General features: G+C 61.9%; 14 protein-coding genes and 2 pseudogenes. 10 read left to right on the plus strand and 6 right to left on the minus strand.

What is annotated here, in order from left to right; all coding sequences use genetic code 11:
* The first annotated feature begins 47 nt into the window (after positions 1-47).
* The gene (locus TX23_RS14490) at positions 48-1,553 is read left to right on the plus strand and encodes a winged helix-turn-helix domain-containing protein (protein ID WP_057702740.1); all 1,506 of its coding nucleotides are present in this window, start codon (positions 48-50) and stop codon (positions 1,551-1,553) included.
* Here the strand turns inward: TX23_RS14490 and TX23_RS14495 are convergent.
* Both TX23_RS14495 and TX23_RS14500 read right to left on the minus strand, forming a co-directional pair.
* Positions 1,500-4,271, minus strand: a complete 2,772-nt coding sequence (locus tag TX23_RS14495) for an ATP-binding protein (protein ID WP_057702741.1) — start codon at positions 4,269-4,271, stop codon at positions 1,500-1,502. The genes TX23_RS14490 and TX23_RS14495 overlap by 54 nt on opposite strands.
* A 58-nt stretch (positions 4,272-4,329) precedes the next feature.
* Positions 4,330-4,728: a helix-turn-helix domain-containing protein gene (locus TX23_RS14500; RefSeq protein WP_057702742.1), complete on the minus strand. Its 399-nt coding sequence runs from the start codon at positions 4,726-4,728 to the stop codon at positions 4,330-4,332.
* Between the two features lie 203 nt (positions 4,729-4,931).
* Between TX23_RS14500 and TX23_RS14505 the strand changes: the two genes are divergently transcribed.
* The 5 genes from TX23_RS14505 (at position 4,932) to TX23_RS14525 (ending at position 10,125) form a co-directional block, all read left to right on the plus strand.
* Positions 4,932-5,837 (plus strand): LysR family transcriptional regulator, encoded by a 906-nt coding sequence (locus tag TX23_RS14505; protein WP_057702743.1) that lies wholly within the window; start codon positions 4,932-4,934, stop codon positions 5,835-5,837.
* A 218-nt stretch (positions 5,838-6,055) separates the two neighbouring features.
* Positions 6,056-6,646, plus strand: a complete 591-nt coding sequence (locus TX23_RS14510; RefSeq protein WP_057702744.1) for an antibiotic biosynthesis monooxygenase — start codon at positions 6,056-6,058, stop codon at positions 6,644-6,646.
* Entirely contained in the window at positions 6,643-8,481 is a 1,839-nt protein-coding gene (locus TX23_RS14515) for an amidohydrolase (RefSeq protein WP_057702745.1), read from the plus strand. The genes TX23_RS14510 and TX23_RS14515 overlap by 4 nt, the downstream gene beginning before the upstream one ends.
* Positions 8,482-8,505: 24 nt before the next feature.
* Complete coding sequence (ycaC, locus tag TX23_RS14520) at positions 8,506-9,123, plus strand: isochorismate family cysteine hydrolase YcaC (protein ID WP_005787666.1); 618 nt, start codon at positions 8,506-8,508, stop codon at positions 9,121-9,123.
* Between the two features lie 120 nt (positions 9,124-9,243).
* A complete protein-coding gene (locus TX23_RS14525) occupies positions 9,244-10,125 on the plus strand; it encodes a LysR family transcriptional regulator (RefSeq protein ID WP_057702746.1) in 882 nt (293 codons plus the stop codon).
* Here TX23_RS14525 and TX23_RS27235 read toward each other — a convergent pair.
* A pseudogene (locus TX23_RS27235) lies at positions 10,112-10,201 on the minus strand (helix-turn-helix domain-containing protein); the annotation flags it as partial. The gene TX23_RS14525 and the pseudogene TX23_RS27235 overlap by 14 nt on opposite strands.
* 2 nt (positions 10,202-10,203) lie before the next feature.
* On the opposite strand from TX23_RS27235, the pseudogene TX23_RS28785 reads away from it, so the two are divergent.
* Positions 10,204-10,587 (plus strand): annotated as a pseudogene (locus tag TX23_RS28785) (energy transducer TonB); the annotation flags it as partial.
* Here the strand turns inward: TX23_RS28785 and TX23_RS14530 are convergent.
* Positions 10,472-11,326 carry an AraC family transcriptional regulator gene (locus tag TX23_RS14530; protein ID WP_057702747.1) on the minus strand — a complete coding sequence of 285 codons (855 nt, stop codon included), beginning with the start codon at positions 11,324-11,326 and terminating at the stop codon, positions 10,472-10,474. The pseudogene TX23_RS28785 and the gene TX23_RS14530 sit on opposite strands and share 116 nt — an antisense overlap.
* 109 nt (positions 11,327-11,435) lie before the next feature.
* Here TX23_RS14530 and TX23_RS14535 point away from each other — a divergent pair, with 109 nt between their 5' ends.
* The 3 genes from TX23_RS14535 to glsB all read left to right on the plus strand — a co-directional run bounded on the left by TX23_RS14535 (position 11,436) and on the right by glsB (position 13,228).
* Positions 11,436-11,846: a hypothetical protein gene (locus TX23_RS14535; RefSeq protein WP_057702748.1), complete on the plus strand. Its 411-nt coding sequence runs from the start codon at positions 11,436-11,438 to the stop codon at positions 11,844-11,846.
* Between the two features lie 73 nt (positions 11,847-11,919).
* Positions 11,920-12,264, plus strand: a complete 345-nt coding sequence (locus tag TX23_RS14540) for a hypothetical protein (protein WP_057702749.1) — start codon at positions 11,920-11,922, stop codon at positions 12,262-12,264.
* Positions 12,265-12,319: 55 nt separating this feature from the next.
* The gene (gene glsB, locus TX23_RS14545; RefSeq protein ID WP_057702750.1) at positions 12,320-13,228 is read left to right on the plus strand and encodes a glutaminase B; all 909 of its coding nucleotides are present in this window, start codon (positions 12,320-12,322) and stop codon (positions 13,226-13,228) included.
* Positions 13,229-13,422: 194 nt separating this feature from the next.
* Here the strand turns inward: glsB and TX23_RS28790 are convergent, their stop codons facing one another.
* Both TX23_RS28790 and TX23_RS14550 read right to left on the minus strand, forming a co-directional pair.
* Positions 13,423-13,578, minus strand: coding sequence for a hypothetical protein (locus TX23_RS28790; RefSeq protein WP_157243917.1), 156 nt, complete (start codon positions 13,576-13,578; stop codon positions 13,423-13,425).
* 42 nt (positions 13,579-13,620) lie between these two features.
* Entirely contained in the window at positions 13,621-13,860 is a 240-nt protein-coding gene (locus tag TX23_RS14550; protein ID WP_057702751.1) for a DUF6124 family protein, read from the minus strand.
* Positions 13,861-14,349 lie beyond the last annotated feature (489 nt).

A 14,349-nucleotide genomic window follows, 5' to 3' on the forward strand; every position in this document is an offset into this window, starting at 1 on the left:
GCCAGCATTGTCCTGTCATCGCTAGCTGGCAAGATAGGGCCGAGCCCATGGAAAAGGACGCGCAGGCACTCAAGCACGGGTGTTTCAGCGCTGTTACGGACATGCAAGATTCTGCGACGCTGAGCTTCGGCCCCTATACCTTTCATCGGCAACAGCGCCTGGTCAGCAAGTCTGGCTGGCCGGTGCCGCTGGGCGGCCGTGCTCTGGATATTCTGGCGGTGTTGCTGGAAGCACCGGGGCAGTTCATCAGCAAGGCCACCTTGATCGAACGGGTCTGGCCCAACAGCATCGTCGAAGACAATAACCTGCGCGTGCATATTGCCGCGTTGCGTCGGGCACTGGACGGGCAACGCCTGATCCTCAATCACCCCCAGCGTGGGTACTGCTTCACCGGCCTCGTGCAAGCGACTGTGCCGACGCAGCCGGCCGCGCATAACCTGGCTGCCCGGCTCAGCCCGGTATTCGGTCGAGACGAGTTGGTGAACCAGTTGGCACGGCGCTTGTCCGGGCAGCGCTTGCTGACCCTCACCGGTGTGGCCGGCGTCGGCAAAAGTACGCTGGCCCTGGCCCTGGCCGAGCGCGTGTTGCCACGCTATCGCGACGGGGTGTGGTGGCTCGACATGGCCTGCGTGCAAACGCTTGGAGAACTGCTCGCCAGCCTCGCCACGGTCGTGCAGCTCACACCCACCGACAGTCTCGATGAGGTATCTCGCCAGTTGGCCTCGCGCCAGTTGCTGGTGGTACTCGACGGTGCGGACCTGTTGCTGGGTGCCTGTCGAAAACTGGTGCGCGCACTGCGCGAACGAGCGCCCGAAGTGACTGTCCTGATCAGCAGTCGCGAAGCCTTGCTGGCGCCCGGCGAGTGGGTGTCGCGTGTACCCCCGCTGACGCTGCCATCAGCTTCAGTGTGCCGCAGTGTCGAGCAGGCCATGGCGTGTCCCGCGGTGCAACTGTTCGTCGCCCGCGCCCGTGCCAGTCAGCAGGATTTTGTGTTGCGGCCGCAGGACCTGGCGCCGTTGCGCGATATTTGTCGGCGCCTGGACGGTATCCCGTTGGCGCTCGAACTGGCGGCCGCCCAAGTCGATGCACTGGGCATCGGCGCAGTGCATCAGCAATTGCGCAGCGGCTTGCAGGGGCTTGCGCGCGGGCGCCGCACAGCGCTGGAACACCATCGATCCATGAGCGCTGCCCTGGAGTGGAGCTACGAGCGTCTGAGCCTGCCGCAGTGTTGGCTGTTCTTGCAGTTGGGCTTGTTCAAGATGGCGGTGACCTTGCCCACTTTAAGCGAGATGGTGCGCGGTACCGAGCTTGAGCACGCCGACCTGTCTTATCTGCTGGCGCGTCTGGTCAATACCTCGCTGCTGGTCATCGAACCGGGCTTGGGCCTGCCGCGTTACCGGCTGCTCAACTGCGTGCGCAGCTACGCGTTGGCGCAACTGCGTGATCCGGCTCAGGTGCAGCGGTTGCAGCAAGGTTATGGCGACTGCCTGGACGTGATGTCAGGCCGGCCGTTTGTCCTGCAACTCATCGAGCAGGCCGCGCACGCGCAGTAGGTCCCGGGTGGCGAAGCCTTCGGTAAATTGCGCGTGGATCGGACTCAGCAGGTCCCTGGCCGCCAGAATGCGCCCTTGCTGTTGCCACAGTTGCGCCAGGGAGTAAGCACACCGCAACTCCCAGGCGAGGGCGCCTTGCTGCTGTGCCAGGCCAAGCGCCTGGAGCAACAGCGTTTCAGCCGCACGGCTATCACCCTCGCGCGCCCACTGTTCGGCACGCACCCGCAGAATTTCCGCGGCGCACCAGCCGGCAGCACCGCTGCGTGCCCTTTCAAAGGCGGCCTCGTCGGGTTCACAGCAGCCGAGTGTGATCAAGGTGTCCTTGATCAGTCCCAGGCCCTGCAAATGCTGGTCACCCAGGATGCCGGCGTAATGCCCGGCCCAGGTCTGGAACAGTTGCACCGAATGCTTGTGGGATTGCTCCAGCAGCAGCGTTTGCAGCGTTTGAGCGTCCTGTTCGGCGCCGTTGTAGCGGGCGATTACCACGCCGGCCAACGCCAGGGTGTAGCAGATCGATGTGCCGTGATTGATCTGCAGCGCCATCTCCAGCGCCTGGCTGGCTGTACGCCAGGCGCGCTCGGGAAAACCCTGTAGCCACAGGACTCTTGCCAGGATGGTCAGGGACGCGACGTTTTGATCGTATTGCACGCCAACGCCATGGGCGAAGCGGTTCACATGGCCACTGTGGGTCATGCGCTGCAGCACCTGCTCGGCATGATGACGGGCCAGCGCTTGATGACCCATGTAGTGCTGGCCCAGCGCGCGCAAGCGTTGGACGCTGAGGTCCAGCAGCGGCTCGGTGCGCGGGTCCAGGCGTTCGAACTGTACGCTTTGCTCCAGCGCCTCGGCATAACGCCCGGCACACAGGTTCACGGCCATATGGCCCGAGACTGCCCGCAACTGGCCGGCCCGGTCTTGATTGATTTCGGCCAGCCGTGCAGCACCCACAAAGGCTGCAACGGTCTGGGGCGCGGGGCCCAGGGCATGGTACGAAAGACTGCCCAGGGCCAACTGCAATTGCAGGGTCAGTTGGTTGCAAGGCGCCTTGACCTGATCAATCAGCGCCAGGGCCTTATGCACATAACCGCCATGCTCGCGCAATAACGACAGCTCCTGCCACAGCGGCATCGCGCTGACCGTCAGGCGAATGGCCAACAGGTGCTCGTTTGCCTCGCTAAAGCCCCAATCGAGGGCGGCGCGCACGTCCTCGCGCAGCGGTGCGTAACGTTCGATCCAGGGTTGCGTGGCGATCAGTTCCCAGTCGCCTTGCGCCTGTTCCATCAGCGCCAGGCACCTGGCGGCGTGACGTTCTCGAGTGGTTTGCAACTCGCCGGCCTGGCTGAGTTTTTCCAACGCGTAGGTACGGGTGATATCCAGCAGGCGATAGACCATCTCGTCATCGCTGGCTTCCACGTTTAACAGTGACTTGGCCACCAGTGGGGTGATGGAACCGAGCACCTGTGCCGGGGCGATATTGTCCCCGGCGATCACCGCTGCCGCGCTGACCAGGCTGAAGCCACCGCGGAACACGGCGAGCCGGCGCAGGCAGATTTTTTCGCATTCGGTGAGCAGGTCAAAACTCCAGTCGAGGGTGGCCCGCAGAGTTTGCTGGCGGGGCAGGGCACTGCGCCGTCCGCGGGTCAGCAGACGGAAGTTGTCCTCCATTTGTACCAGCAGCCCCTGCAAGCCAAAGCGTTCGATCTGCGCGGCGACCAGTTCGATCGCCAGGGGAATGCCGTCCAGGCGCTGGCAAATATCAATGGCCAGCGGCAGTTCGGCTTCGCTGAGGGCAAAGCTTTCCTGATGGGACATCGCCCGCTCGATCAGCAATTGCATGGCCGGGTAACCCAGCGCCTGGGCCCGGTTGCCGGTGGCGGGCGGGCAGGCCAGCGGTTCGAGGCGTTGTACATGTTCACCTTCGGCGCGCAGGGCTTCGCGGCTGGTGCTGAGAATGTGCAGGTGCGGCGCATGGCGCAACAGGGTTTCGCTGATCAGGGCAATGTCGTCGAGCAGGTGTTCGCAATTATCGATCACCAGCAGCATCTGGCGCGCCTGCAGGCTGCGGGCGAAGCTGACCAGTGGCGCATTCTCGCCGGGCGTGAGGCCCAGCAGGGCGGCGAGGTTGGGCAGGATCATCGACGCGGCGCTCAGCGGCGCCAGGTCCAGCAGATGAATCCCATCGCGGTAATGCCCGATCAGCAACTCGGCGACACGTAGGGCCACGGTGGTTTTACCGATGCCACCGGCGCCGGTCAGGGTGATGAAGCGTTGCTGCGGCAGTTGCTGCACCAGGGCGTCGATCAGGGCCTGGCGGCCAATCATTCGCGTGCGTCGCAGCGGCAGGTTATGGCGCGGGCGCTGGGGAACGCCGTCGGTGGGTAGCGTCATCGGTTCGATGCTCAGTGGCGCAACAAAGCTGTAGCCGCGCTGGGCGACCGTGACGATATAGCGCTGCCCGGCCTGGCCGTCACCCAGTGCCTTGCGCAATGCCGCCATGTGTACCCGCAGGTTGCCGTCTTCCACCACGCTTCTGGGCCAGACCCGCGCGATCAGCTCTTGCTTGCTTACCACATTGCCGGCCTGCTCCAGCAGAATCAGCAGGATGTCCACCGCCCGCCGCCCCAGACGCAACGGGCGACCGGCCTCCAGCACCAGGCGCTGGCGCGGGTGGATGCAATAAGGGCCGAAGTGCACGGCCTGGTCGCTCAGGTCTGTCATGGTTGCCCGGGTTCTGGAGTAGGGGTTGGGCCAGCATATTCCAGCTGCACGAAGACCACTAGGCGGCGATCACGTCAGGCTTGGAGCGCGAGTGGTGATTTCGCCAGGTCATCGGGTTCACGCCTTCGCTGCGCGTGAACATATGACAGAAGTGCGCCTGGTCGCAGAATCCGCATTCCAGGCTGATTTGCGTGAGGCTCAAGGATGAACCCGTGATCAATTCCTTGGCCCGCAGGATCCGCTGTTGACGGATCCATTCCTGGGGCGACACTCCGGTGCTGCATTTGAAGGCGCGGGAGAAATGGCTGCGCGACAAGGCGCAGGCCTGAGCCAGGTCGGCGATGGCCAGGCTTTCACCGAGGTTGGCGAGGATCAGTTGCTTGGCGATGCGCTCGCGCCGGGGGCACAGGCCTCCGGTGGCGGACAAACGAGGGGCATATTGCTCTAGTCGGGCCATGACAAATATCCGCAGTCGATGGGAGCGTTCCCGTGAATGGATGCAGTGTAGACGTGGCTCATCTTGTTGCCCGGCCGCCTGGCTGACGAGTTAATCGTTGTTAATTTCGCCAGGTGCGCTCGCATAAAAGACAGCACGGCTATGCAATCCCGGACATCGAGGTCATGCTTTCCTTACCCCCTGTAAATCGTCTGGATACCGCCATGAACCGCAACGACTTGCGCCGCGTAGACATGAACCTGCTGGTGATTTTCGAGGCGCTGATGTTCGAGAAAAACCTGACTCGAGTCGCCGAAAAGCTCTTTATGGGCCAGCCGGCGGTCAGTGCGGCGCTGGGCCGTCTGCGTGATTTGTTCGATGACCCGTTGCTGCTGCGCAACGGTCGCGGCATGGAACCCACGCCACGGGCGGTGGCCATACTCAAGGAGCTGCAACCGGCCATGGACACCATCTCGGGCGCCGTCAGTCGCGCCAAGGATTTCGACCCGTCCACCAGTTGCGCGGTGTTTCGTATCGGCCTGTCCGATGATGCCGAGTTTGGGCTGTTTCCAGCGTTGCTCAGCCAACTGCGCGAAGAGGCCCCGGGCATTATCGTGGTGGTGCGCCGGGCCAATTACCTGTTGATGTCGTCGCTGCTGGCCAGCGGTGAAATCTCGGTCGGGGTGAGCTACACCACCGAACTGCCGGCCAACGCCAAGCGCAAAAAACTACGGGATATTCCCTGCAAGGTACTGCGCGGCGATGACGGGCAGGCGCCGCTGAGCCTGGACGACTACTGCGCCAGGCCCCACGCAATGGTGTCATTTTCGGGTGACCTTAGCGGCAACATCGACCTGGACCTGGCGCGCATCGGCCGCTCGCGGCGGGTGGTGCTGGCGGTGCCGCAGTTCAGCGGCCTGCGCGCATTGCTGGCGGGTACGCAGATCATCGCCACCGTGCCGGATTATGCCGCCTGTGCGCTGACCGAGGGCACGCGTTTGCGCGCCGAAGACCCACCGTTCGCAATTGATGCGGCAGAGCTGTCGATGGTGTGGAGTGGGGTGCATGACAATGACCCGGCAGAGCGCTGGCTACGCGGGCGGATTGCCGAGCATATGGCGGCGAACTGACTGTCGGTGATCCCCTGTAGGAGCGAGCTTGCTCGCGAAAAACCCACAGGCGCTGCGTTCATTTAGAAAGCGCGCTTTTTCGTTGACGGTTTTAGCGAGCAAGCTCGCTCCTACAGTGGGTAAGGCCCCTCCCACAACAGCACATACATCCAATTCTGCGCTTCCAATTCCCACCAAACTCCTCCCATCGCTTAATTCTGCGGGGGAGTCACCCAATCATGGACCCAACATCTAAAACCAGCTCTGACGAAGTCGTCACGCTGGTCGTCAAGCACCGGGTCAAGCCCGGCCGTGAAGCCGAATATGAAGCCTGGCTACGGCGCATCGTGCGTATCGCCGGCGAGCGTCCCGGCCACCTGGGCGTCGATGTGGTACGCAGCCAGCAAAGCGGCACGGCCCTGTTCACTTGCGTATTGCGCTACAGCTCCACCGATGCCCTGGAGCTGTGGCTTGACTCTCCACAACGCCAGGCCCTGATCGACGAAGCCGCGCCGATGCTGGCTGACGGCGACCAGACTGAAATCGGCGGCGCCAATGAGTTCTGGTTCGCGCCCCAGGCCGACGGCGCCGTCAAGCCGCCGCGCTGGAAGCAGGCGGTGGTCAGCCTGTTTGTGATCCTGCCGCAAACCTTGCTGTTGCCGTTTATCTGGGGGCCGATCCTGCGGTTGCATCCATTTTTGTCCAACTACGTGGTCTCGACCTTCCTGGTCACCCTCACCATTGTGCTGTTGGTGGTGTACCTGCTGATGCCAGCGGCCACCCGCCTGTTCGCTCCCTGGCTTGAAGCCTCTGTAAAGGAAACCCTATGAACGCCGATCTGATTTTGTTCAATGGCCAGTTCCACACTGTGGACCGGGAAAACCCACGCGCCACCGCCGTCGCCATCCACGACGGGCGCTTCGTCGCTGTGGGCACTGACGGCGAGGCCATGGCCCTGCGCGGCAGCGGCACCCAGGTGATCGACCTCAAGGGCCGCACCGTCATCCCCGGGCTCAACGACTCGCACCTGCACCTGATCCGTGGCGGGCTGAACTACAACCTCGAACTGCGCTGGGAAGGCGTGCCGTCCCTGGCTGACGCCTTGCGTATGCTCAAGGACCAGGCAGATCGCACCCCCACGCCGCAATGGGTGCGCGTGGTCGGCGGCTGGAACGAATTCCAGTTTGCCGAAAAACGTATGCCGACTCTGGAAGAACTCAACCAGGCCGCGCCGGATACCCCGGTGTTCGTGCTGCACCTGTACGACCGCGCCTTGCTCAACCGAGCGGCGCTGCGTGTGGCCGGCTACACCAAGGACACGCCGAACCCACCGGGCGGCGAGATCGTGCGTGACAGCAACGGCAACCCCACCGGTATGCTGGTGGCGCGGCCCAACGCGATGATTCTGTATTCGACCCTGGCCAAAGGCCCGAAGCTGCCGCTGGAATACCAGGTCAACTCCACCCGCCAATTCATGCGCGAACTCAATCGCCTGGGCCTGACCAGCGCTATCGATGCCGGCGGCGGTTTCCAGAACTACCCGGACGATTACGCGGTGATCGAGCAACTGGCCAAGGACCAGCAGCTGACGGTGCGCATCGCCTACAACCTGTTCACCCAAAAGCCCAAGGAAGAACTCAGCGACTTCAAGAACTGGACCGGCAGTGTCACCCTGCATCAGGGCGACGACTACCTGCGCCACAACGGTGCCGGGGAAATGCTGGTGTTCTCGGCAGCCGACTTTGAAGACTTCCTCGAACCACGTCCGGACCTGCCGCTGACCATGGAGCAGGAGCTGGAGCCGGTGGTGCGCCACCTGGTGGAACAGCGCTGGCCGTTCCGCCTGCACGCCACTTACGACGAATCCATCTCGCGTATGCTCGACGTGTTCGAGAAGGTCAACCGTGACATTCCGTTCAATGGCCTGCCGTGGTTCTTCGACCACGCCGAAACCATCACCCCAAAAAACATCGAACGGGTACGCGCCCTTGGCGGCGGCATCGCGATTCAGGATCGCATGGCGTTCCAGGGGGAATACTTTGTCGAGCGCTACGGCGCCAAAGCCGCCGAAGCCACGCCGCCGATCAAACGCATGCTTGCCGAAGGCGTGCCGGTAGGGGCGGGCACCGATGCCACGCGGGTTTCCAGCTATAACCCCTGGACCTCGTTGTACTGGATGGTCAGCGGCCGCACGGTCGGCGGCCTGGAGCTGCACGCCGAGGGCTTGCCGCGCCTTACCGCGCTGGAATTGTTTACCCACGGCAGCGCCTGGTTCTCGTCCGAGCAGGGCAAGAAAGGCCAAATCAAGGTCGGCCAGTTGGCTGATGTTGCAGCGCTGTCGGCGGACTTTTTCAGTGTCGATGAAGAAGCGATCAAGTGGATCGAGTCGGTACTCACCGTGGTCGGCGGCAAGGTCGTCTACGGCGCCGGCGACTTCGAAGATTACGCACCGCCGCGCGTGCCGGTGCTGCCGGACTGGTCGCCGGTGGTCAAGGTGCCGGGGCACTGGCGCCCGACTTCGCCGATGCAGGCGCAGGTGCATCAATGCAGCGGCCCCTGTGGCGTACACGCCCACAGCCATGAAAAAGCCCGTCTTTCCAGCGTGCCGGTCAGCGACTTCCAGGGTTTCTGGGGTGCGTTCGGCTGCTCGTGCTTCGCCTTTTAATCAGCAAATCGAAGGAGTTAACCCATGACTTACAAGCGCTTGAACAAAGATGACGCCGTTGTCCTGCTGGTCGATCACCAAACCGGGCTGATCTCGCTGGTGCAGGATTTTTCCCCCAACGAATTCAAGAACAACGTGCTGGCCCTGGCCGACGTAGCCAAGTTCTTCAACCTGCCAACCATCCTGACCACCAGCTTCGAAAGTGGCCCCAACGGCCCATTGGTGCCCGAACTCAAGGCACTGTTCCCGGACGCGCCTTACATCGCTCGCCCTGGCCAGATCAACGCCTGGGACAACGAAGAGTTCGTCAAGGCCGTCAAGGCCACCGGCCGTAAGCAGATCATCATTGCCGGTGTGGTGACGGATGTGTGCGTTGCCTTCCCAACCCTGTGCGCCCTGGCCGAAGGCTTCGAAGTGTTTGTGGTCACTGATGCCTCCGGCACCTTCAACGAAACCGTGCAACAAGCCGCCTGGGCACGCATGACCGCCGCCGGTGCGCAACTGGTGAACTGGTTCTCGGTAGCCTGCGAGCTGCAAGTGGATTGGCGCAACGACATGGAAGGGCTGGCCAACCTGCTGTCGCCACGCATCCCCAACTACCGCAACCTGATGAACAGCTACTCGGCGTTTACTGCCAAGTAACCGGTTCTCGAAATTTGTCGGTAATCCCTTGTGGGAGGGGGCAAGCCCCCTCCCACATTTGATTTGTGGTGCTGCGACCAACCGGTTATAAAACAGCCCATCGTCCACCGAGTAGTGACAATGAACCCCTTCGAAGACATGCGCCTGTTCTGTCAGGTCATGGAGTCCGGCAGTTTCACCGCCGCCGCCGAGCAACTGGGCCTGTCCAAGCAGTTTGTCAGCCGCCGTCTGATCCAGCTGGAAGAACGGCTGGGCGTGCGCCTGCTCAACCGCTCCACGCGGCGCCTGGATGTTACGCCGCTGGGCCAGAGTTACTACGAATCCGCCTTGCGCCTGCTCAGTGATGTCGAGCAGGTAGAGCAGGGCATTGCCGGCCAGAACAGCGAACCGCGCGGCACAATCCGCCTCAGTGCGCCGCTTTCGTTTGCCATGGCGCATTTGGGTTGTCTGTTGCCGCTGTTCCTGCAGCGCTATCCCGACGTGTCGGTGGAGGTTGATCTCAGTGACCGCCCGGTAGACCTGATCGGCGAAGGCTACGATTTGGTGCTGCGCATCGGCACCCTGGAAGATTCCACCCTGATCGCCCGCCGCATCGCCAGCATCCCGCGGGTGTATTGCGCCAGCCCCGATTACCTGGCCCTGCGCGGCACGCCGCAAAAACCTGACGATCTTGCCGACCACGACTGCCTGCCCTACGGGCACGGGCGCCAGGTGCAATGGCGCTTCAAGGGTAAGCTGCAAGCACTCAATGTGAGCGGACGTATGCGGGTCAATAACGGCGATTTGCTGCGCGACACCGCCATCGCCGGCCTGGGCATCACTTACCTGCCGACCTTTATTGTCGGGGATGCCTTGAAGGACGGTCGCCTGGTTAGCCTGTTGGACGAATTCGCCCCGCAAGCCCTGACATTGTCGGCCGTATATCCCCAGCACCGGCAGAGCTCACGGCCAGTGCAGGCGCTGGTGGAGTTCCTGCGCGAACGCTTGGCTAGCGGCTGCTGAACAGCTGACGAATCAGAGTGGGCGTGCTGCCGGTCCAACGTTTGAAAGAGCGCCGAAAGTTCGCCGCGTCGTTGAAGCCTGAATCAGGAACGTGCGGCCTCTGAAAAAGCCCGAGCTGCCGTGCCTGCGCCCACCGAGGTTTTCGACAGCCGCCAGTACCAACCCTTGAGCAAGGCCGCGCCGGACTACCCCGAGCGCGCCTTGGACAAGAACCTCGAAGGCGACTGCTCAGTGGAATACACCGTCAACACCCAAGGCCGCGTGGAAAACCCCAAAGTACTGGACGGTTGTCACCCGTTGTTTATCCGGCCCTCGCCGCCGATGAGGGCGTTTCAGCAACATGCATTCAAGCGATCCCCTCGCGCATCGCAATACCCGGTTGTGCTCCCTGGCTGGGCGAACTCATGCGCTGCGCCAGATAACGCGCTGGCGGTTGGCCCGTGGCCTTGCGGAACATGGTGATAAACCCGCTGGCGTTTTCATAGCCCAGGTCCAGGGCCACGGTTTGTACGCTCTCGCCGTTGGCCAGGCGCTGCAGCGACAGGATCACATGCAGCTGCCGGCGCCAGCGACCGAAACTCAAACCGATCTCTTCCAGCAGCAGGCGAGTCATGCTGCGTTCGCTCATGCCGATGCGCGTGGCCCACTCGCCCAAAGTGGACTTGTCGCCGGGGTTGGCGAGCAAGCTGTTGGCCAGTCGCGTCAAACGTGGGTCTTGGGGCATCGGTAAATGCAGGGCTTCGATGGGGGCCTGGGCCAATTCATCGAGCAATGTGGCCACGAGCCGGCCCTGGGCGCCGTCTTCATCGTAGAGCTGCGGGAAACCCACAGCCTTGCCGATCAATGCGTGCAGCAAGGGCGACACCGCCAGCGTGCAACATTGTCGTGGCAGGGCACTGGCGGCGTCGGGATCGATCAACAGGCAATACACATCCGCTTCCCCGGCGCCCCTTGCTGCGTGGGATACCCCGCCGGGAATCCATAAGGCGCATTGCGGCGGCACGATCCAGATACCGGCCTCGATCACACAATGCACCACGCCGCGCAAGGTGTAGATCAATTGCCCATGCTGATGATGGTGCGGGGTGTGCTCCCAGCGTTCGCAGGTGCTTGAGGCACCTACGGCCACCACCGGGCGCGGGATCGCCGCGGCGTCGCGCACGCTGCTGGGGTCGTACTGGTCGAGGCGATGATGGACCATGCGGATCATTGCTCTGGCTGGATTGCGAAATATTCTGGCTATTTTGTGCAATGCCGTCCAGCGCGCAGGCTTTTATGATGAGAATAAATCTCATCCAAGGAGCTTTGCCATGCGACTCGACAGTTCAACTTTCCCCGTGGTGAAAATCGTGTTTGACGCCCCCAATGAGGGCGGGGCGCAAGATGCCTTCCTGATCTTCGAACGGCTGCTGGCACGCGAACAACCCTTTGTGCTGCTGCACGAAAAAGCCGTGGATGAAAACAACCATGCCCACTCCCACGAGGAGCGCAGGCACGCTTCGATCTGGATGAAGAAAAACAAAACGGCCTTGCGTGCGTACGTCAAAGGCATGATCCAGGTCGAACCCAGTGCGGCCAAGCGCCTGGCCCTCAAGCCATTTGCCGTGACGTTCGGCAAGGCCTGGGGGTACCCGCTGCTGGTGGTGGAGTCCAGCGACCGTGCCTGGGCACTGGCTGAGGATGTGCTGGATGAGCGGGTGTCGGATGCCGCGCATTTCTAAGCCGCGCCCTGGCTCGACAGCGCCTGTAAATGAACTACCTTGAGTGACGAGCCTTCCCACTCGGTACTCAAGTATGCGCAGCTTATGGACGCGGTATCTGGCGTTGCTGGAAAACGACCTGAGCACCCAGATTTTCGACAACGTGAAAAACCTGTTGGTGTGCGCGCTGTTGTTTGCGGCGGGCACCGATACGTTAATGGGGCGGCGTGAGTTATTTATCGGGGTGTTCGCCTCCAACATCGCCGGTTGGGGGCTGATTATTCTGTCGACGTTGTTGATGTTGTTGAATGTCAGCGACGGCATTCGCCGACTGGCCAAGCTGCCTTATCACCTGGCGCTGCAAGTGTTATTGATCCTGGTGTATGTGGTGATTGCCGAGCGGGTGGTAGAGATTGTGTGGGGCTTCCGCGCTCATTAACGTATCCTCCGCGCCTCGCTTATCACTGATTTAAACAACGATGACAGGACAAGATATGCAGGCGCTGCTGGAGTCGATTCTCGACGAAGTGCGCCCCCTGATCGGCCTCGGCAAAGTGGCTGACTATATTCCTGCGCTGGCCGACGTGCCGGCCAACCAACTCGGGATTGCGGTCTACGGCAACGATGGCACGGCCTACAGCGCCGGTGATGCCGATACGCTGTTCTCGGTGCAGAGCATCTCCAAGGTTTTCAGCCTGGTACAGGCCATCGACCATGGTGGCGAAAGTATCTGGGAGCGCCTGGGCCATGAGCCCTCGGGGCAACCATTCAACTCCATGGTGCAACTGGAATTCGAACGCGGCCGCCCGCGCAATCCGTTTATCAATGCCGGCGCCCTGGTGATCTGCGACATTAACCAATCGCGCTTCGCCGTGCCGATTTTGTCGATGCGCGATTTCGTACGGCGCCTGTCGGGCAACCCGCAAATTCTGGTCAACAGCGTGGTCGCCGAATCCGAAGCCCAGCACGGTGCGCGCAATGCGGCCATGGCCTATCTGATGAAATCCTTCGGCAACTTCCATAACGACGTGCATGCAGTGCTGCACAGCTACTTCAACTACTGCGCGTTGCAGATGAGCTGCCTGGACCTGGCACGAGCCTTCAGCTTCCTGGCCAACGAAGGCGTGAGCGCCCACAGTGGCGAGCAAATCTTGACGGCGCGGCAGACCAAACAGGTGAACTCGATCATGGCCACCAGCGGGCTGTATGACGAGGCGGGCAATTTTGCCTACCGCGTGGGCTTGCCCGGCAAGAGCGGGGTAGGTGGCGGGATCGTCGCGGTTGTACCGGGGCAGTTCACGGTGTGCGTGTGGTCGCCGGAGTTGAACGCAGCGGGGAATTCGTTGGCGGGGATGAAGGCGTTGGAGTTGTTGAGTGAGCGGATAGGGTGGTCGGTGTTTTAGAGGCGCGGTGGAACGCTAAGCAACAGGCACTATAAAACACAATGTGGGAGGGGGCTTGCTCCCGATAGCGGTGTCACTCAGCTTACCTGTCACTGATTCACCGCCATCGGGGGCAAGCCCCCTCCCACATATGCATCTTCAGTGCTTTGGAGGGTGGGGTATGACCTGGCTTTACGTGGCGGGGCAGGCTTCATTCAGGACTTGCGAGCGACAACCTGAAACAGTTGTGGGAAACGTCCCAGAACCCGAGCCAGCATCCACACTGTAGGAGCGAGCTTGCTCGCGAAAAACGCCCAGGCCCTGCGGTCATCCAGGTTGCCCACGTCATCGTTGGCGATCTTCGCGAGCAAGCTCGCTCCTACAGTAGGTAAGGGCGCGGCACGATCATCAGGTCAAGTGGCTGGGTGGGTGTCATCCAGTGCCTTGTCTACGAGCAACTGCACACCTTCGAGCATGCGGCAGATGCCCAGTGCTACGTTGCGTTGGGTACCGTCGATTTCAAAGGCTAGATGAGTAGCGATGTCACTGATGGAGGCTAGATCCTGGGAGGCGTTGATCAGCAGGGTTTCGGTGCCCAGGCCGGGGAGCACAGTAAAGAGCGTTTCCGGGGGATTTGGGGTGTCTTTAATCATGGTGAAACTCCGTCGACAAGTGGAGCCGCCAGCGTTCGCGGTCAAGCGAAGAGGGTGGCAGCTGTACGCGGGTTGACCGACCGGTTGTCAACGAACCCGGCATACCCGAAGGTATCCCGCGCACAACTGCCGCGACACAATACCTCAGGCACAAAAAAAACGCCTGAAGAGGTGCAGGGCGTAGCAGTTCGTTAACAAGGTCGGACGGTCAAATCCGGCCGCTGAATTGGCAGCGACGGTCCAGAGGTTAGTCAGCGAAATTCCGAGCGACAACCTGAAACAGTTGTGGGAAATATCCTGACGCCGCAAATCCTCTGTGGGAGCTGGCTTGCCTGCGATAGCGGTTTTTCAGTGCCGGATATGCTGGCTGACACAGCGCCAACGATCACTGTAGGAGCGAGCTTGCTCGCGAAAAACGCCCAGGCCCTGCGGTCATCCAGGTTGCCCGCGTCATCGTTGGCGATCTTCGCGAGCAAGCTCGCTCCTACC

Origin of the sequence: Pseudomonas paralactis, from assembly GCF_001439735.1 — a bacterium.
GTDB lineage: Bacteria > Pseudomonadota > Gammaproteobacteria > Pseudomonadales > Pseudomonadaceae > Aquipseudomonas > Aquipseudomonas paralactis.